The 17,736-nt window shown below is 30.4% G+C and carries 15 protein-coding genes; 6 read left to right on the top strand and 9 right to left on the bottom strand.

Annotation, left to right across the window (positions count from 1 at the left end):
- Positions 1 to 364: 364 nt before the first annotated feature.
- Together Q0975_RS06345 and Q0975_RS06340 are read right to left on the bottom strand one after the other, a co-directional pair.
- Positions 365 to 1,519, bottom strand: coding sequence for a hybrid sensor histidine kinase/response regulator (locus Q0975_RS06345; RefSeq protein ID WP_299434514.1), 1,155 nt, complete (start codon positions 1,517 to 1,519; stop codon positions 365 to 367).
- Positions 1,520 to 1,541: 22 nt separating this feature from the next.
- Positions 1,542 to 5,090 carry a sensor histidine kinase gene (locus Q0975_RS06340; protein WP_299434512.1) on the bottom strand — a complete coding sequence of 1,183 codons (3,549 nt, stop codon included), beginning with the start codon at positions 5,088 to 5,090 and terminating at the stop codon, positions 1,542 to 1,544.
- Between the two features lie 515 nt (positions 5,091 to 5,605).
- Between Q0975_RS06340 and Q0975_RS06335 the strand changes: the two genes are divergently transcribed.
- Genes Q0975_RS06335 through Q0975_RS06325 form a run of 3 tightly spaced genes read left to right on the top strand, consistent with a single transcriptional unit; the run spans position 5,606 to position 7,003 of the window.
- Positions 5,606 to 6,067, top strand: coding sequence for a hypothetical protein (locus Q0975_RS06335; RefSeq protein ID WP_299434510.1), 462 nt, complete (start codon positions 5,606 to 5,608; stop codon positions 6,065 to 6,067).
- A gap of 55 nt (positions 6,068 to 6,122) precedes the next feature.
- Positions 6,123 to 6,545, top strand: coding sequence for a response regulator (locus Q0975_RS06330; protein WP_299434508.1), 423 nt, complete (start codon positions 6,123 to 6,125; stop codon positions 6,543 to 6,545).
- Positions 6,546 to 6,586: 41 nt separating this feature from the next.
- Positions 6,587 to 7,003: a response regulator gene (locus tag Q0975_RS06325; RefSeq protein WP_299434506.1), complete on the top strand. Its 417-nt coding sequence runs from the start codon at positions 6,587 to 6,589 to the stop codon at positions 7,001 to 7,003.
- 252 nt (positions 7,004 to 7,255) lie between these two features.
- Here the strand turns inward: Q0975_RS06325 and Q0975_RS06320 are convergent, their stop codons facing one another.
- Complete coding sequence (locus Q0975_RS06320; RefSeq protein ID WP_299434504.1) at positions 7,256 to 8,866, bottom strand: isocitrate lyase; 1,611 nt, start codon at positions 8,864 to 8,866, stop codon at positions 7,256 to 7,258.
- 924 nt (positions 8,867 to 9,790) lie between these two features.
- Here Q0975_RS06320 and Q0975_RS06315 point away from each other — a divergent pair.
- From Q0975_RS06315 to Q0975_RS06305, 3 genes are all read left to right on the top strand, one after another.
- Positions 9,791 to 10,852, top strand: coding sequence for an AraC family transcriptional regulator (locus Q0975_RS06315; RefSeq protein ID WP_299434502.1), 1,062 nt, complete (start codon positions 9,791 to 9,793; stop codon positions 10,850 to 10,852).
- 118 nt (positions 10,853 to 10,970) lie between these two features.
- On the top strand, positions 10,971 to 11,384 hold the full coding sequence (locus Q0975_RS06310) for a nuclear transport factor 2 family protein (protein ID WP_299434500.1): 414 nt from the start codon (positions 10,971 to 10,973) through the stop codon (positions 11,382 to 11,384).
- Between the two features lie 229 nt (positions 11,385 to 11,613).
- Entirely contained in the window at positions 11,614 to 11,751 is a 138-nt protein-coding gene (locus Q0975_RS06305) for a hypothetical protein (RefSeq protein WP_299434498.1), read from the top strand.
- A gap of 359 nt (positions 11,752 to 12,110) precedes the next feature.
- Here Q0975_RS06305 and Q0975_RS06300 read toward each other — a convergent pair whose 3' ends face one another.
- The 6 genes from Q0975_RS06300 to Q0975_RS06275 all read right to left on the bottom strand — a co-directional run bounded on the left by Q0975_RS06300 (position 12,111) and on the right by Q0975_RS06275 (position 17,192).
- Positions 12,111 to 12,449, bottom strand: coding sequence for a hypothetical protein (locus Q0975_RS06300; protein WP_299434496.1), 339 nt, complete (start codon positions 12,447 to 12,449; stop codon positions 12,111 to 12,113).
- Between the two features lie 7 nt (positions 12,450 to 12,456).
- The gene (locus tag Q0975_RS06295; RefSeq protein WP_299434494.1) at positions 12,457 to 12,984 is read right to left on the bottom strand and encodes a sigma-70 family RNA polymerase sigma factor; all 528 of its coding nucleotides are present in this window, start codon (positions 12,982 to 12,984) and stop codon (positions 12,457 to 12,459) included.
- A gap of 1 nt (position 12,985) precedes the next feature.
- Positions 12,986 to 13,351, bottom strand: a complete 366-nt coding sequence (locus tag Q0975_RS06290) for a hypothetical protein (protein WP_299434492.1) — start codon at positions 13,349 to 13,351, stop codon at positions 12,986 to 12,988.
- Positions 13,352 to 13,390: 39 nt separating this feature from the next.
- Positions 13,391 to 14,140 (bottom strand): DUF3471 domain-containing protein, encoded by a 750-nt coding sequence (locus Q0975_RS06285; protein ID WP_299434490.1) that lies wholly within the window; start codon positions 14,138 to 14,140, stop codon positions 13,391 to 13,393.
- 166 nt (positions 14,141 to 14,306) lie between these two features.
- Positions 14,307 to 15,965, bottom strand: a complete 1,659-nt coding sequence (locus Q0975_RS06280) for a serine hydrolase domain-containing protein (protein ID WP_299434488.1) — start codon at positions 15,963 to 15,965, stop codon at positions 14,307 to 14,309.
- Positions 15,966 to 16,037: 72 nt separating this feature from the next.
- Complete coding sequence (locus tag Q0975_RS06275) at positions 16,038 to 17,192, bottom strand: AraC family transcriptional regulator (RefSeq protein WP_299434487.1); 1,155 nt, start codon at positions 17,190 to 17,192, stop codon at positions 16,038 to 16,040.
- Between the last annotated feature and the right edge of the window lie 544 nt (positions 17,193 to 17,736).

The following is a 17,736-nucleotide window of genomic DNA, read 5'->3' as shown; positions in this document are numbered from 1 at the left end:
TTTTTTAAATGCTTTTAGGTCTACGACCAAGATTCCGTAAAAAATTTTCATACTTGTGTGTTTTAAATTAAATAAAAAATTATTAGTATCACTGAATTAATAAACTGACAATCAATTAAGTTTAGAGATATTAAAAATTAAATATTTCTTTTTCATTGAGGACGAAACTAGCTTGAACTACCTAGGATTCATATTTTTAGATTAAATTTAAAAATAAAAAATCGATGAAATACACTTTATCCGATAAAGTGCAGGTTTGTGTTTTTTTAGGAGGTGATATAAGTGTAAGTCATTGTAATATAAGGGTGTAGGTTCTTTTGTTGTTGTAGGGCTTATTTATTAATAAACCAATTTCAGAAGTTATTTATGTGTTGTATGGAATTACAAAATTAAACTCACTACCTTTTCCTAATGTACTTTTCACGGATATAGAACCGCCATTCTGCTCAATTAGATCTTTACATAGAACAAGGCCTAATCCTGTGCCCATTTCTCCTGATGTTCCGGTTTGTGTGTCGACTGTTTTATCTTTAAATAAATTCTCTAAGGTTTCACTGCTCATTCCTATACCATTGTCTTTTATTGATACTTTAACAGAATCTATCAAAAACTCTGCGTCTATGCTAATACTTCCTTCATCTAAGGTATATTTAACTGAATTGGCAAGTAAGTTTCTAATTACAAACGATAACATGTTCTTGTCTGCATAAATAATATAATCCGGATCTATATTATTATGAAGGCTTAATTTTTTCTTTTTAGTTCTTTCTTCAAATAAACTTAAGACTTCCTGAGTAATTTCATACACATCTACATTAGATTTGGTATCCTGCATATTTGCTAATTGAGATTTTGCCCAATACAACAAATTGTCTAATAGTGTTTGTACTTTATTTAGTTCTAGTCGTACAACACCTGTATATTCTCTTAATTCTTCTTCGCTAAGGATATGTTGGTCGTCATCAAATAATTGTAAAAGCCCATCTAGTGTAGCCAACGGTGATCTAACATCATGAGATATAATTGAAAAAATATTATCCTTTAGTTTATTAAGTTTTTTAAGCTCTTCGTGTTGTTTCGAAATTAGAAGTGCTTGGTTTGCTATCTCATCATTATTTTTTTTAATTTTTAGATAAGCACCTTGTAGTTTTAGCGTAGCACTTACTCGTGCCATAAATTCAAGCTTGTCAAAAGGTTTTTTTAGATAATCATGGACACCAGCGTCAAAACTTTCCTTCATTGATACTGCATCGACCTTTACTGCAGAAATCATTATAAAAGGAATATCTTTTGTTTTAGATGATTGTTTTAATGCTTTTAGCAATTCTAAACCATTCATTTCTGGCATCTCCCAGTCTGATAAAATTATATCAGGTGTAATTTTTTCTGCTAATCCAAGAGCTATTTTTCCATTAGGAGCAGAGTATATCTTTTTTCCTAATTCCATCTCTTTTAATAACAGACTTATGTATTTGATATTATCAGGTTGGTCATCTACGACCAATATAGAATATTCCATATAGGTATTTATACTATTGATCTTAGTTTACTATTGGTTTTACAACTAATTGCTTTAGATAAGAAAAAGCATTTTCATCAAAACTAGTAAGGGCATCCATCATCATTTGCTTCCATCGTTTAATATTTTCTGTTTCTTCTAAATGATCAAAAATATCAAACCATTCGCCTGTTTCATAAATGGTTAAGGTATTAATTTTTTCTGTAAATGGATGAAACAAAATTAAGTCTTCTTCTTGAAATTTTAAAGTATATAGAGGACTCCTATAATTACTACTTTCAATTTTCCCCATATTTTCAACTAAAATCTTATCCTCAAGTTTAGGAAGGTTGAAATAGAATGAACTCCCTTTGTCAATTTCTGATGTTACCCAGATAGTACCTTTATGAGCTTCTATAGCCATTTTACAGAAAGTAAGTCCTAAGCCAGTAGAACGAGTACCACCAGAATCTCTGGCTTCAGCTTGTGAGAATTTGACAAAGATGGATTGTAGCTTAAGTACGGGTATTCCTGCTCCATAATCTTTAATACAAACAATGATTTCATCAGAATTGTCTTCATTTACGTCTCCTAAAATTTCGATTTCACTATCAGTAGGAGAAAATTTAATTGCGTTAGACAATAGATTCACAAAAACACGCTCAATAATATGTCTATCCACATCTACGGTATATTCTTCTTTAATCGTATTATGGATTTGAATTCTTTTTTCATCGGCAAGAATCTTAACCTGCTTTAGGGCTTCGACTCCTATGCTTTTAAGATTGCTCTTCTTCAGGTCAAGTTTTACTTCGGCATTTTCGAACTTTTGAACTTCCAGCATATTTTCTATTAGGTGAAGCATTTTTTTACCTGATTTATTAATGCTTTCTAAATCTGTATTATAAGAGTGTTCTGAGGAATAGCCCAAAATAGTCACTAAGGGGTTTTTAAGATCGTGAGCTAACATACCAGTAAACTCATTTTTAAATAGTTCTAACTTTTTTAATTGTTTGTAAGCATTCTCTGTTTTTTCCTTTTCGCTTTTTAGGGCTATGTTTTTTTTCTTTATAGTTATGGTTCTTTCTTCTACTTTTTCTTCTAATAACTTATTACGGCGTCTGGCTTGATTTATCTTTATCCAATAATAGATATACCCTGATAATAAAAATAGGAAGATAGCTATCCCTCTATAATACCAGTTCATGTACCAAGGGGCAGGAATGTCTATAGAAACACTAGCGTATTGCGTATGCCATATTTGATCACTGTTCGTAGATTTTATTCTTAGCTCATAGTCTCCAGGAATCAAATTTGTGAATTCTAAATACCTGTTTTTGCCTACAAAATTCCAATCCTTATCCCGGCCAATAAGCTGATATGCATATCTAATATTAGCAGCTTTATCTGGATTCAGTGCAGCATATTCAATAGTTATACGTTCTTTATAAGGAATTTCTAGTTTTTTGGAAGAAATACTTTGTACACTATCTTCTATTTTAATATTTGTGAACGCAACTCGTGGGAAATTGATTTGAGAACTTATATCTTTTGGATTAAAATAGGTTACGCCTTCCTTACCTCCAAAATAGAGTATTCCGTCATTGGTTTTGGCGAATGCTTCTAAATTATAATCATCGCTGCCTAATCCATCAAGTGTAGTGTAATTGATAAAAGTTTCTTTAACCGGATCAAAACGGGATAGCCCATTATTAGAACTTATCCAATAGTTTTGATAAGGATCCAGCAACATACCCATGGTTGAGTTATTAGATAGTCCGTCTTTTTCGGTGTAGTTAAGAAATTTATTTTCTTTATAATAGAACTTATTGATTCCACCTCCCAGCGTAGTAATCCAAAAGAAATCGTCATTTGAAACATCATAAATATGCAGTGTTTTGTAATTGTTCAGACTGTATTTTTGTTCAGGATTAGGTAGAAATCTTTCAAATGTATTAGTAGTTTTATCATAAGCATTAAGACCACCCCCATAGGTGCAAATCCATATTAAACCATTTTTATCTTGATAAAAAGAAGTAATATGATCATCGCTTAGAGAGTTTGGATCATTTTTATCATGAATTATAGACTTAAAATCATCTGTTTTGGGTTGATAAATATTGATTCCACCACCATAGGTTCCTATCCATAACTCACCATCATTATCTTCAAACAAGGCTGTAATAATATTATGATTTAAGCTATTATTTTTGCCGAGTTTTGGTAAATAACGTTTGAAAACACCAGTTTTTTGATCAAATTTATTTAATCCACCTCCCCAAGTGCCAATCCACATAGTGTTATTACGGTCTTCATAAATAATGCGTATCCAATCGTGACTTATCGTATTTACATTGTTTTTATTATGTTTATAGTGTTTAAATTGATTTGTTTTTGGGTTATACGAATTAAGCCCACCTCCAAAAGTGCCAAACCAAAGCATATCTTGATGATCCAAATACATACAATACACGTTATCATCACTAAGTGTATTGTCGTTTTTAGGATTATGTTTTAATGTCCGAAAAGGAGTTGAAATGACCTTGTCAAATCCTTTGGTGTAAAACCCAACATATAGTACACCATTAGCCCCAGGAAATATACTACTCACATCGTTATCAAATAATGAATTAGCGTTGTGTGGGTCTTTTAAATAATTAAAAAAACGATTTTCTTTATATGAAAAATAAGATAATCCTTGAGTAGCGCTACCTATCCAGAGAGCATCTTCAAATTTTGTAATAGTTTTTATTTTATCACCTGCTTTGTAGTTAAGATTATCTGTTTGATTTTTATAAAAAACAAAAGAGCTATTAGCTTCATCATATTTTACTAAACCGTCTTTATCAGTTCCTATCCAGGTATTACCTTTTTCATCAGAATATAGACTCCATATTACTTCACTTAAAAAAGAATCTGTTTCGAGAAAATTAACTACACCGGATCTGTCAGAAGAAATTTTAAAAAGCCCTAAATTCTCTGTACCTATCCATAAGTTATCATAAATATCCTCAGAAATAGCGCTTATTTTAGCATTATCAGGAATCAGATCAACAAGGTTAAACGTTTTGTTTTTATCGGAAAATGTAAACAGTCCTTCACCTTCAGATCCAATATAAAATCGTCCATTTTTATCTTCAAAAAGAGCTTTGACAGCTAAAGTACCGGATGATTTTTTATTGTCTCGAATGAAGTAATTGACGAAGTTACCAGTCTTATGATTGTATTTGCTTAATCCGGCTTTTGTTCCAAACCATAGTGTCTTATTTGTTTTTTCTAAAATTGTCCAAACTGAATTATCAGAAATCGAATTGTCATCATTAAATTCATTTATATAAGAAGTGAAATTATAACCATCAAACCTGTTAATTCCTCCAAAATTGGCAATCCACAGATAATCTTGAGAATCTTGATAAATGAAATTTACACTACTTTGATTAAGACCATCCTGCTTCCCGTAATGAATGAATTTTTGAGATTTTTTTTGAGCTGATATGGTTAAACTTGTAAGAAGTAAAATTACACATGAAATATATTTTCTTATAATGGCAATTATAAATACATAACTTTTTTCAAAACAAGCTGTTTTCATGGTTGATGTTATATCGCTGTTATATATCATACGATTTCTATATGTATATCTTTTTTAAATGTCTCTCTAGTTATGTATAGTATGGTTCTTTTTTTTTTGAATACCATATATTAACGATAATTATTCATAAAAAATAGTAAGACACCTGTTTGGTAATAAAATCTAGATTATAAAGTTCAAAATAAGTTATTTTCTCCATTCCAGAAGCGAAATCGGGAGTTTATAAAATTAAATTAAGAAAAAGGATTGACGAGCCTAATGTAATTATCAGTTTCATAAATTAATATTATCTGAAGTTTTTTACGGCTAATTAGTGGTAGACCTGTGGTGTAGCCGTAATCGATGTTTTTCATTGATTAAACAATTGATAATAAATAACTTAGTTAATTGAGAACAATGTGCATTTTATCCGATAAAGCAGTTTTTTGACGAAGAAAAGTGTTTGGATATTTTGTTGAAATTGCCTTTTTGAGGTTTCGAATCTAATTTCGACGTAGAATTATAAACTATGTTATATGAAGACTATTAAAAAAATTTCGATGATTTTGCTTTTTGTGAATTTTACCGTTCTATATTCCCAAGATGAAGAAATTTATTTTTCAGAAATAGGAATTTCGGAACAAACTGAAACGAAAGAACAGTATACACCTAAAGAAATTATTGTGTACAAAGAATATACTCTGATGTATAGAGTAGCAGAGTATAAATCCATGATTATACGTGCCAAAGAATTAACAGATGAACTGTCAGAAAATGATAATAGAATTCAAGATGGATCTATTACAAAAACACAAATCAAAAAGCAAAAAAGAGATTGGGTAGAGGCTAAACTTCTAAATTTTAGATTAGATGATTATACTTCAATGTATCACAAAGTAAATTATCCTATATTAGAATATCTGAGTGTTGAAGTTTTAAATGATTATCACGGCTTTTCAGAAATTTTTACTAATTCTGCTCAATATGCTGGTTTCTAAGAAGTAATAGCATAATAAAATACCAACCTTTTTCTTTCTTAAAACCCTAAACTAAATGAATGATATTGTAACCTACTCATTATTAATTGATGATGATAAAGCAACCAATTTCTTTAACAAACGTATGCTATTAAAACACAAAGCTTTTAAAGATGTGAAAGTAATTCAAGAAGCAAAAAATGCTCTAGAGTATCTAAAAAATATAAATAATCAACTTCATAAAAAACCAGAACTAATTTTTTTAGATATCAATATGCCTTTTATGAATGGTTGGGATTTTTTGGAAGAATTTGCGAATTTAGAAAAAGATGTTATCGATGATATAAAGATAATAATGCTTTCTACTTCTAATGACCCTAACGATATAAAAAAAGCCCTGAAAAATGAATTGGTCTATGACTTTATTAATAAACCTTTATCAAATGATGTCATTAATCAAGTGATAGGAAAACACTTTTCATACAAAATAGCAAGGTAAATTTAATCTCAAATTTCAAACTATATATCCCCTAGAAACTTATGAAAAAACTAAAATTTTTACTTGTTGATGATAGTCCATCTACTAACTTTTTTAATAAAGTAATCATAGAAAAAAATTCTATATCAGAAGAAATACAAATTGCTAAGAATGGAGAAGAAGCTTTACGGTTTTTGAATTCTTTTTATATTCCTGATCTAATCCTATTGGATATTAATATGCCTATAATGGATGGATGGGAGTTTTTAGAGGAATTGCAAAAGCTACAAGGGCGATGTAAGGATGTTATGGTCATTTTAATGCTTGGAACAGAATTATCTGAAGAAAAGAAAGATCTAATTAATACAATTCCTAATATAAAAGGAGGTATTGGAAAAATGCTTACCAATAATATTGTAATGGATTTAGTGACTAAATACCAAGAGAATTCTAAAGTTGACAAATGTGAAGTGTATTAATGGTTAATTTGATCAGAACTTTGCAAATCCAGGTCAATTTTTGATCGGCATCATCAGATCGAAAAAGCTTCTTCTAAAAGGAAAATTACTGTTATAAAACTGAAAAAAGAGGTTTTCAATTTACTTCGCCAAGAATCAGAAATAGAAACATTATGTTTTTCGGTACTTGAATTCTCTAATGATTTCATTTTTTTAAGTATAAAAAAAGGTGACCTATTAAGATCACCTTTTTACATAACTCAAACGTGAGTTTTATTTATCTAAGGCCATCACAGGCTCTTTTACACTTGTTTTAATTTCAAATTGATTACTAGTGTTTTTCTCACCACCAGCTTTTAAAGCTTTTTCTCCAGCAAAGAAGGTTTTATGATCGTCTCCTAAATCTGAACCTGCCATACGTTGATGCTTTACACAAGATACACCTTTTCGGATCTCTTGACGTTGAACAGAACCTACATAAGCCAACATTCCTTCGTCACCAAAATAACCTTCTACCAAATCATTCATATGTAATGCAGTTGTGTGATATGTTGGTAATGTAATTAGGTGATGGAACACACCAGCATCACGAGATGCTTCTGCCTGAAACATACGAATCATTTCATCTGCTCTGTTTGATAATTCAGTACCATCGTAATTTGCTTCCATTAGTTCAGCTCTATTATAGGCAGATACATCTTCTCCTGCTTCTGCCATAGCATCAAATGCCTGTTGACGGAAATTTAGTGTCCAATTGAAAGATGGAGAATTATTGTATACTAATTTAGCATTTGGCACCTGTTCTTTTACACGATTTACCATATGTGCTATTTGCTTCACATTTGGAGTTGGAGTTTCAATCCATAATAAATCGGCACCATTCTCTAGACTTGTAATACAATCTAATACAACGCGATCGATATTGGAGCCTTCTTTAAATTTATACAAACCATTTGGCATTCTTACAGGACGAACTAATTTACCATCACGCTTAAATAATACATCATTTTCATTAACCTCACCAATAAGAACTTCTTCTGCTTCAACAAAATCCATATACTGTGATGCCAAGTCACCTTCTTCCATAGATACCGGTAGTTTTTGTGTCAAACCAGCTCCTTCAGAATCTGTTCGAGCAACAATTATACCTTCTTCTACACCTAATTCTAAGAAGGCATATCGAAGTGCATTTAGCTTAGCGATAAAATCTTCATGGGGTACTGTTACCTTACCATCTTGGTGACCACATTGCTTAGCGTCAGATACTTGGTTTTCGATCTGAAGAGCACAAGCACCAGCTTCAATCATTTTTTTAGCTAAAAGATATGTTGCTTCTTCGTTACCAAAACCTGCATCAATATCAGCAATGATAGGTACAACGTGTGTTTCAAAATTATCGATCTCTGCTTGAACATCTTCTCCGGCATCTAGACGGCGAAAAAGATCATTTAATTCTACGGCATCAGCTTGACGCAAGAAGGTGTATATTTCTTCAATTAACTTAGGAACTGAAGTTTTTTCATGCATTGACTGATCTGGTAAAGGTCCTAACTCTGAACGTAATGCTGCTACCATCCAACCAGAAAGGTATAGGTATGTTTTATCAGTTGTGCCTTTGTGCTTTTTTACCGCGATCATTTTTTGTTGAGCAACAAAACCGTGCCAGCAACCTAATGATTGTGTGTAGTTTACACTGTTAACGTCATATTCAGCCATATCTTTACGCATTATCGCTGCTGTGTACTTAGCGATATCTAATCCTGTTTTAAATCTATTTTGTACCGCAATACGTGCTGCGTTTTCTGGATTTATGGTTGCCCAAGTATTTCCATGTTTTGCTTTTAGTTTACGTACAGTATCGATAGCTGAATTATAATTAGTCATAATCTTATTTTTAATTTTTATTTTAGGTTAATGTCTATGGTTTTACTATTGTTTTTTTTGAGCATTGTAACCACAATTATTGTAGTCAATTGTATTATTAATAGCCCAATTTGTCACCAATGTTTTAGTTTTTACTTGAGATTTCATCCTTTAGAAATTTGTTGTTTTATTAATAATTTGAATCCCGCTCAATATTTATGAAACAGTGTTTGTGGGGTTCTTTTTTGTAATACAATTAAGAAAAACGGCATCTCATCTTTTAATACTTCAAAAAAAATGTTCATCACCTTTTTATTATAGTTGGATATGATTTAAACAAATGATTTGTTGTTTTTCATAATTAATTACAGGACAATATTATAAAAAAGTTTTTGATAAAAAAAGCGAACGTTCGCTAAATATTTAAAAAAGCTAAAATATTTTAAGTTCGCAATAATTATTTTATTTTAAAAAATAGTATCAGAAAAGAATATGAGAAAATATTTAAGTATTTGTTGATGAGGTATTTATGTGTTTTAAGAGTGTTTTTTATTTGAAGCGATTTAAGTTTTTTGGTTTGCTGAAATTCAATTTTAATTTAACTGAGAAAGTGCGGAATATTTTAAAAGTTGATAAGTTTGTGTTGCTTTTTTAGAAATTAAATGGGTGTTATTATTATCTTTTATTCCTGAAATTGATAAAAATTTGGCACCCATTGTAGAGGTTTGGTGGTCTAGAGTTCTGTGAAAATTTCGTTTTTAGTTTTTCTGAATAAAAGAGGGTAACCTTATAATCTAATAGCATTGGTACAAGACCTATTCCTTTTTTAGAACAGACCTAAAAATATTATACAATTAACCAGTACGTACTTATTCTTTTAAATTAAGGTAGGGTACAATCAGATTTTTTGAGTTTTATTCATAGTAAGAAATTGTTTATTTTAGAATGATGAATTTCGAAAACCAATTACTGTTTTTCTTTAGTGCACTTGGAGCTTTTAACGGACTGTTCCTCAGCTTATATTTCGCTTTTTTTATTAAAAACAGAAATCGAACTACTTATTTTCTTGCAGCACTTTTGTTTGTAATAAGTGTACGAGTAACCAAATCTGTTTTTTTGACTTTTTATCCAGACACCTCTTCTGCATTTGTTACTGTAGGTTTAACGGCCTGTTTTCTTATAGGCCCTTTTTTATATTTATATACTAGAATAGCAACAAAACCTGATAGTCTTCGTGGATGGTATTGGCTCTTACATATCATTCCTGTGATCATTTTTATGATAACCATTGGTATTTTATTTCCATATAGAGAATATTCCGAGTTATGGTGGCGTTTACCTCCAAGAATATTTGGAACGCTGTTATTCTTACAATGGACTATTTATGTGATTGCTGCTATATTTCAAGCTAAAGAATCTTTTAGAAAGCTTTTTTCTAAAAGTGAAAAGGTTAATACACAAAATTTCTGGATACTTAATATTGTAATAGGAGGTTTTTTAATTTGGTTAGCATATAATACTACTATGTATACTTCTTATATTGTTGGTGCATTGTCTTTTTCTTTTACTTTTTATATAACCTTAGTTATTTGGTTTTTTAAACGTAGAGAAAATGCGTTGTCTTTTCTTACACCTACTGTAAAATATGCGAACAAGAAAATTGAAAATTCAAAAGTAGCCTCCATTAGCTACCAATTAGAAATGCTGTTTAAACAAAAAGAAGTTCACCTCAATCCTAGCCTAAAATTATCAGAAGTTGCCAGTCACCTTCAAATTACACCACATGCATTATCTCAATATCTAAATGATAATGTGGGCGTGAGTTTTTCGAACTATATCAATGCGTATCGCATAGCTTCTGCAGAAAAAATGTTGCAGTGTAATGATACACTTACCTTAGAGGCAATAGGCAATGAATGCGGATTTAAATCTAATTCTTCTTTCTATGCTGCTTTCAAAAAAATAAAAGGAGTTACTCCTGCTCAATTTAAAAAAAGCCTAAAATAAGTCTGTTTTTTCTTTGGAATTATAAATCCGAAGACCCTTTTATCCGATTAATGCTACTTTTTTATTGGATTCATATAGTTTCGTAATTCAACTTTTTTCAATCTTAAAAATCGAACTTATGAAATGTTTACTGACAATTATGCTTGTTTTAATGGGAATTCAAAATACCTTGGCTCAATCTGACGATATACTTATTAGAGAAACCTTAAATAAATATATCACCGGTTCTACAGGAGGACAACCTCAATTATTAAAAGAAGCATTTCATCCAGACCTGAACCTGTATTATGTAAAGAACAATCAAGTAGCTATTTGGTCGGGCGAAGCCTATATCAAGGATACCAAAGAAGGTCAACCTACTGGTGAGGCTGGTAAAATACTTTCTATAGATTATACTAATAACGCCGCTGTGGCAAAAGTAGAAATTTCTCATCCCAAAAGTGAGGTACCGTATATAGATTATTTTATGTTATTGAAAGCCGATGGAAAATGGACGATTATTCATAAAATGTTTACTAAAAAGAACAAATAAACATACTTACTTTTTTTGTTTTGATTATGAAGATAACTCATTTTTTTAAATTCTAGAATTGGAACGATAACTTTAAACCCTTTAAAAGAAGATGTCTTTTTAGGGACGACTTGGATTTTTAATTCCTTGGTCTTTGAACGTAATGTAAATGGATCAGTCAAAGGGTTTAGAGTTTCTGGCCAACGCGTTAAGCATATGTATTTTGAGAAAATTATAGCGTAATCATTTAATGGAATATTTTATCAATATGCTAGTACACGTGAATGCTCTAAAATCTCATAAAAGAGAATTGTTTGAAATTACAGATACTAAAAACACTCCAGAACTTATTAAGTTTGGTATTCAAAATGGATTGATCATTGTTTGATAAGAATCTATGAGGTAGAATAAGGCTTTATCTGAAACAGTATTTTTTTTCATTTTCAAGATCAATTCTTTTTTGAGTCTACAGCGGTAGTATATTTTTGTAATGGTATTGTAATCGACATATTACCCTGTATTGAAACTTCAGATATCATTCCGCTGGTGTTTCCCTGAAATCCACCACCTGTTGGTTAGGATATAAATATCTCCTGCGTAGTTGTTTTAGCGGGATTTAGAATTTCATAGAAGTCGAATTCATTGGTTTGCTTGGCTTTTTGCCAATGATATGTGTCACCAATTTTTATCGGTTTCTTATAAAAAAAATGGATACATCCTTCTTATTATCATAACTCCATTTCAAAATTAAAATGATTGAAATAATCTTTTATAATTAGCAACAATAATTATACCTGTTCCTATCGAAAAGAATAGTGTGAGTATGGATACTATATTGATTGTTCTATTAAAGATTGATTTGTCTATAATCATAATCAAAGCATATATCCCGATTAATGAAATTCCGATAAGGAAATAGCGCATAGAAGTTTTCAATTTAGAGGATACTTCTTTCTTGTATTCGTGAGTTTGACGAATAGTATTCATTAATTGATTATCAAAATCCTCAGTTAATAGTGTACGATCCGCTTTTTTAACAACAGATGCTACAAAATCATCTTTAAATTCTGGCAGTTCTTTTTCCATAGTTTTTTTATAAAGAGGTTTTCCAAATTTGACGAACGCTTTTTCTGGCTCTATGTAATATTACCTTAGTGTTTGTTTTGGTCCAACCGGTAATAGCTATTATGTCATTTATACTTAATTCTTGTAAATAAAAAAGCTCTAAAGCTAGACTTTCTTTAGAATCTAAAAGCGATAGAACTTTGTGTATTTTATCAGTATGATCTTTAGATATTTCTTCAAATTGTTCTTCTAATATGGCGTCACTTTGCTCTTCAATATATACAAACGTTTTTCTTTTTTTTAAAGATCGTAATCGTAAAAAAGACTCATTAACTACAATTCTGTAGAACCAAGATTTAAATTTGGCAGTTCTATTGAATGATTTAAGTCCATTAAACGCCTTCATAAAAGCATCTTGAGTGACTTCTTCTGCATATTGTTCATCCTTAACAATGGATAGAGAAATATTATATGCCATGTTTTTATATGTTTTTATAAAATAGCTAAAAGCTTCAATATTGCCCGAGAGAACGCTATCAATATAGGTGTCATCCATATCACTTTTGTCTCTTTTTACTTATGAAATTTATAATAAAGAGAGAAATACTTAAGCAAAAACCAATTACAAAGGTGATTAAAAACCCTTTGAACAATTCTGGATCATTATCTAAATATAAAATAATGAACGCTATGATTAAGAACGCTGCACTAAGAGAACTTGTTACGATTGCTAGTTGTAACCAAGGAAAAATAAATTTAATTCTATGTTCTTTTTGAGCTTCTAAAATGTCTGAAAATTTCACACCTTTTTCTATCAGATATATTCGCTCTTTATCTCTTGCCTTTTGATAGAAGTACCAGGCAAAAAATAAGGCAGTAATGGCAGCTATGGCTACAATGCAAAATACTATTGATTCAATCATGCTAATTATATTGTGTTATAAATTTCGTTGTCTATGGGTTTATCTTTTTTGTGCTGTCATTTCCATTCCAGAACCTTTCATATGTAAACCTGTTACATTTCCATGCTGGTTTAATAGAAATTCTAGATCATGAGTTCGTTCATCATCAATAAACTTATGTTTGTCATAACAATTTATTTTTACGCCTTGACCTTGAGATTCGCCATATAATTGACCATCTTTTAGTGATACTGTTAATATGAATTCTGGAGAAAATTTATATTCTCCCACATATTGCTTTAGTTCATCTATAGATAACTTTAAGCTCTCAGTTATAGAAATGTTTTGATCCTGGTGATGGTTGTAACTTAGTACTCTTGAAAGTTTCCATTGTTGTTTCTCAATTAACCATAAATGAGAATAGGTAGCTTGAGTTTGTCCAAAACGATGACTACCATTTTGTATTGCACCATATAATTCTCCATTTTTATATAAAGGAAAAACCTCAAAACTACTATCATCCAGTACTCGATTTATCATGTTTTTTCCAGAGGAACATAAGTTATTTTTTATAGAGGCAATAAACTTCTCTCTAGATTTAGTAATCCCATCTCTATCATGATAGAATTCAATATCATGGGCAATTAATTTTTCTATTTGAACAAGATTACATTGATTAAAACCAACCTCAAATAAGAGACTGTCTTTTGCTTTTAAGGTTAAAAGTATATCTGATTTGGTCTGGGTATAACCATTAGTGATTGATACAAGAATAAAAATAAAGAATACTGTTTTTAATTTGAATGTCATTTTTTTGAAATTAAATTACTATTACCCATAGGATACAGATCTTTATAAAAGGTTACAAATTGTATGTTATAGTAGCTTTATTTGTTATTAGAGAAGATTATGATTTGATTTTTTGTTTTGTTTAAATATTTCTAGATTAGGTAATTATGTGTTACGGGTCCCGCTTTTATTTAATTTTAGAAAATTTCACATTTTGAATTCTATCAGATGTTAGCAGTAAATGTGAGATAGTACTGTTCTCATCTTTTTTTATAGTGATTTTATAATTGTAGTCATTGATGACCAGTTCAGTTGGTGATAATAGAATCGCTTTCATTTTTGTTTTGCCACTTTTAACTTTATAATTAACGCCAGAGACATATTTTATTGAGAAATCTACTTCGGTTTCTTTATTTAGGAAAGTTCCGTTTACTGATTTGAAGTCAAAATCACTAAAATTGGTATTTTTCTTGATAAGTGTAAACGGTTTTGTTCTGGTGTAATAAGCAGTTATTTCCATCTCACCTTTTTCATTTTTTGTAAATTCTTGCTTAAAAGGGGCATCATTCCATTGTTGAAAAACATTATCAGCTTCTCTTATTAATTTGGTGTCATTTCGACCAGAGCGTACTAAATATAATTCTCCTTCTTTTTCTACAAACTGCCATACGGCATCGTTTAATTGGTAGAGCCCTACGATTTCTTTTAAAGATATATAAGGACCAATTTTTTCTGGTGTTAATCGAATGTTTTCCGAATCAGATTTAATACCCATTAAAACATCAGCACTGTTTAATGTTTGCATCATCGGATCTGTTTTTCCACTATTAGTAAGCGTAATGATTGAAAAATTTTGACCGGGGAACCTTGCAGTAATAGCTTTCCAGGCACCTGTAGAACCTCCATGAAATTTATATGAGATATTTTGGTGTTCTCCGAATTCCAATCCATATCCATAGGTTGTATTCTTAGTGTTAGGTAATAAGGATTGACTTTTTTCTAAAAACGCTTTAGAAAACCGCTTGTTTTGTTTTGTTTGAAGGATTTGTTCCCAATTTAGTTGATCCTCTAAGGTAGAGAAAATGTTTCCATCTCCATAAATATTCCAGATCCAATTATATCCTGTCCAAGTGTTGAAGTTAAAATAAGGTTGAGCAATAGGCTCTTTAATTGTTTTATGATTAGAAATGAACGAAGTATTTGGCATATTCAAATCATGAAACATTTGATTGGTATACTCAATAAAGGTAGTCCCGGAGACCTTTTCAATAATTTCAGCTAAAATTATATAATTAGAATTGCTATAGGAATATTTCTCTCCAGGATCAAAATTTAGATCGATTTGTTTGCTTAACAGGGATAAAGCATCTTCCATGCGATATGTATGTTTCCACCAAGTGATACTTTGTAAAGACCATAGGTCGTATACATCTCTAATTCCACTAGTATGGTTTAGTAAATGAGCAATCTTAATCTTAAATTTAATTTTGGGGTATAGTTCTGGAAAAAAAGTTCTAATATCGTCGTCAAGATTTAATTTGTTATCTTCAATTAAACTAAGAATAGCCAAAGCTGTAAATTGTTTTCCATTAGAAGCAATATTAAATCGCGACCTTTTATTGATAGAAGTACTGTCTTTTAGATTAGCATATCCCGCGTATTTTTCATAGACTATTTTTCCATCCATTACAATTCCTACAGCAACTCCAGGTGCTCCTTTGGGAACATCTTTGGTTGCAATAGAATCAAGTTTTGATTTTTGTAAAGTTGTTAATTGTTTAGTTTCCTGACAAGTTGCTAAGTATGGTACTAGTATTAAAAGTAAATAGTAGTGCAATGATTTCATATGTTGAATTTTGGGTAAAAATGACAAACATATATTCTTGAAACGCTTCAAATCAAGATTTGAGACCTTGTTTTAGGATAATTTAACAAGAAATTCTTTAGGCGACAACGAAGTATTTTTCTTAAAAGCTCTATTAAATGTTGCTTTTGAATTAAACCCACATTCCAGAGCAATACCCAATAATGTTTTAGTGTTTTGTTCACCGGATTTCATTTTTTCGATAACCGCTTCTATACGATAATGATTTACAAAATCATTAAAATTCATCTGAAACCCTTGGTTGATCAGGTTAGAAATGGCTTTGGGATGAGTTTCCATATGAGTAGCTACATCTGATAAAGTAAGCAATGGATTCTCATAAAGCTTGTTTAAAAGCATTAGTTTTTCAAGTGCTGCTTTTCCATTTTCGATATTCGGTATAATAGATTCACCACTGTTTTGTTTGTTTGATGGCTTATTTGGTGTATCAGGAGATAATTTTCGGATAGGAACCGAAGATTTTACCGTATTCGAATATCCGCTTAGAGCAATGAAGTAAAAGAGTATTGAGAAACATAAGTAGTACCAAAATTTACTGCCAAATTCACCCCATTCAGGATTCAATATAAAATATAATATTCTGAGGATAAGAAGAGCAAGAAAGGCAATAAAAAAATGTTGTATCCATTTGAAAAGAACTGAGTTAGCAAAACTCACAGTTTCGAATGCAATTTTTTTGTATTTCGTATAATACTGTAAACTCAGAATTAAATAGAAGACCATAGAAAGCCATCCTGCAATTTGATACCATAAATCAAAATCTTTATCTCTTCCATCCGCATAAAAGTAATAATCAGATAGTATGAGCTTATCCGTAATAAAAACGATCAGACTGTATCCCGTATAAAGAAGTGCAGGTATAAAATGAATCCATTGGTTTTTAGAAAATCGAAAAGACTGATCTAGTAAGCTTTGAGCGTAGAGGTAGAGTACAGGGCCGATTAAAAATAATTGTTGAAACGGAATAAAAAAAAGAATCTCTCTATATATTTTTTGTGAATACCAGTTCGCATATCCTAGCATAAAAGGTGCAATATACAGACATCCTAAAAAAACAAATAAGCTTAACCATTTACTAGCATTGTTCTGGTTTTTTATACCTTTTTGTAAAAGTAACCCAGAAAAGACAACCGCCTGACAAAAAAATACAAGTAATACAGAGCTTTTGGGACCGAAATCGAATAACATATTTAAGAATAGTTTCTCTTCTAAGAGATTTGCAATTTGAGATTAAAGGTATTAAAATTCAATATAACTTAGGCACACCTATTATTTTCTCTTGTCTTAGTTGTAAAAAAAACTGTTCTATGTGAAATGCTATCATTGTTATTTAGCTTATTAAAAATTATGCTGTATCAATATACTTGTTTCTATAAAAATTATAAGTCCAAGGGAATTTTACACTTATTTTTTATTTTGAAAACTGGATTTTTTGATACATAAACTAAACTTTATTGGATCATGTAATTTAACTTTCTTCTTTTATGATTTTTCTTAATTCCTAAAACAAATCGGCAATTTCTTACCCGTGTTTATGAAGATTATTCATTTTTTGGTTTAAAGAATGAAAGTAATTTACTTAAACGTTTACGGAGAAATAAATCACAAATCATTTTGTCTATCTAAGTGTTTGGTAATTAGTTGTTTGTGTTTTTGTTCTTGAGGAAATTTACTACTTCAATGTTGTTTTTTACGTGCCTTTTTCATGTGCTAAAGCGTTACTTTTTTTGAA

This window comes from uncultured Aquimarina sp., assembly GCF_947500065.1.
In the GTDB taxonomy this organism is placed as follows: domain Bacteria; phylum Bacteroidota; class Bacteroidia; order Flavobacteriales; family Flavobacteriaceae; genus Aquimarina.
This window is presented reverse-complemented; position numbering and strand designations above follow the sequence as displayed.

Coding starts and splice junctions, on each gene's coding strand:
- Q0975_RS06275 (WP_299434487.1), bottom strand. CDS start 17,192: ATGTTATTCGATTTCGGTCCCAAAAGCTCTGTATTACTTGTATTTTTT.
- Q0975_RS06330 (WP_299434508.1), top strand. CDS start 6,123: ATGAATGATATTGTAACCTACTCATTATTAATTGATGATGATAAAGCA.
- Q0975_RS06325 (WP_299434506.1), top strand. CDS start 6,587: ATGAAAAAACTAAAATTTTTACTTGTTGATGATAGTCCATCTACTAAC.
- Q0975_RS06300 (WP_299434496.1), bottom strand. CDS start 12,449: ATGGAAAAAGAACTGCCAGAATTTAAAGATGATTTTGTAGCATCTGTT.
- Q0975_RS06280 (WP_299434488.1), bottom strand. CDS start 15,965: ATGAAATCATTGCACTACTATTTACTTTTAATACTAGTACCATACTTA.
- Q0975_RS06285 (WP_299434490.1), bottom strand. CDS start 14,140: ATGACATTCAAATTAAAAACAGTATTCTTTATTTTTATTCTTGTATCA.
- Q0975_RS06305 (WP_299434498.1), top strand. CDS start 11,614: ATGGAATATTTTATCAATATGCTAGTACACGTGAATGCTCTAAAATCT.
- Q0975_RS06340 (WP_299434512.1), bottom strand. CDS start 5,090: ATGAAAACAGCTTGTTTTGAAAAAAGTTATGTATTTATAATTGCCATT.
- Q0975_RS06310 (WP_299434500.1), top strand. CDS start 10,971: ATGAAATGTTTACTGACAATTATGCTTGTTTTAATGGGAATTCAAAAT.
- Q0975_RS06345 (WP_299434514.1), bottom strand. CDS start 1,519: ATGGAATATTCTATATTGGTCGTAGATGACCAACCTGATAATATCAAA.
- Q0975_RS06290 (WP_299434492.1), bottom strand. CDS start 13,351: ATGATTGAATCAATAGTATTTTGCATTGTAGCCATAGCTGCCATTACT.
- Q0975_RS06320 (WP_299434504.1), bottom strand. CDS start 8,866: ATGACTAATTATAATTCAGCTATCGATACTGTACGTAAACTAAAAGCA.
- Q0975_RS06315 (WP_299434502.1), top strand. CDS start 9,791: ATGATGAATTTCGAAAACCAATTACTGTTTTTCTTTAGTGCACTTGGA.
- Q0975_RS06295 (WP_299434494.1), bottom strand. CDS start 12,984: ATGGATGACACCTATATTGATAGCGTTCTCTCGGGCAATATTGAAGCT.
- Q0975_RS06335 (WP_299434510.1), top strand. CDS start 5,606: ATGAAGACTATTAAAAAAATTTCGATGATTTTGCTTTTTGTGAATTTT.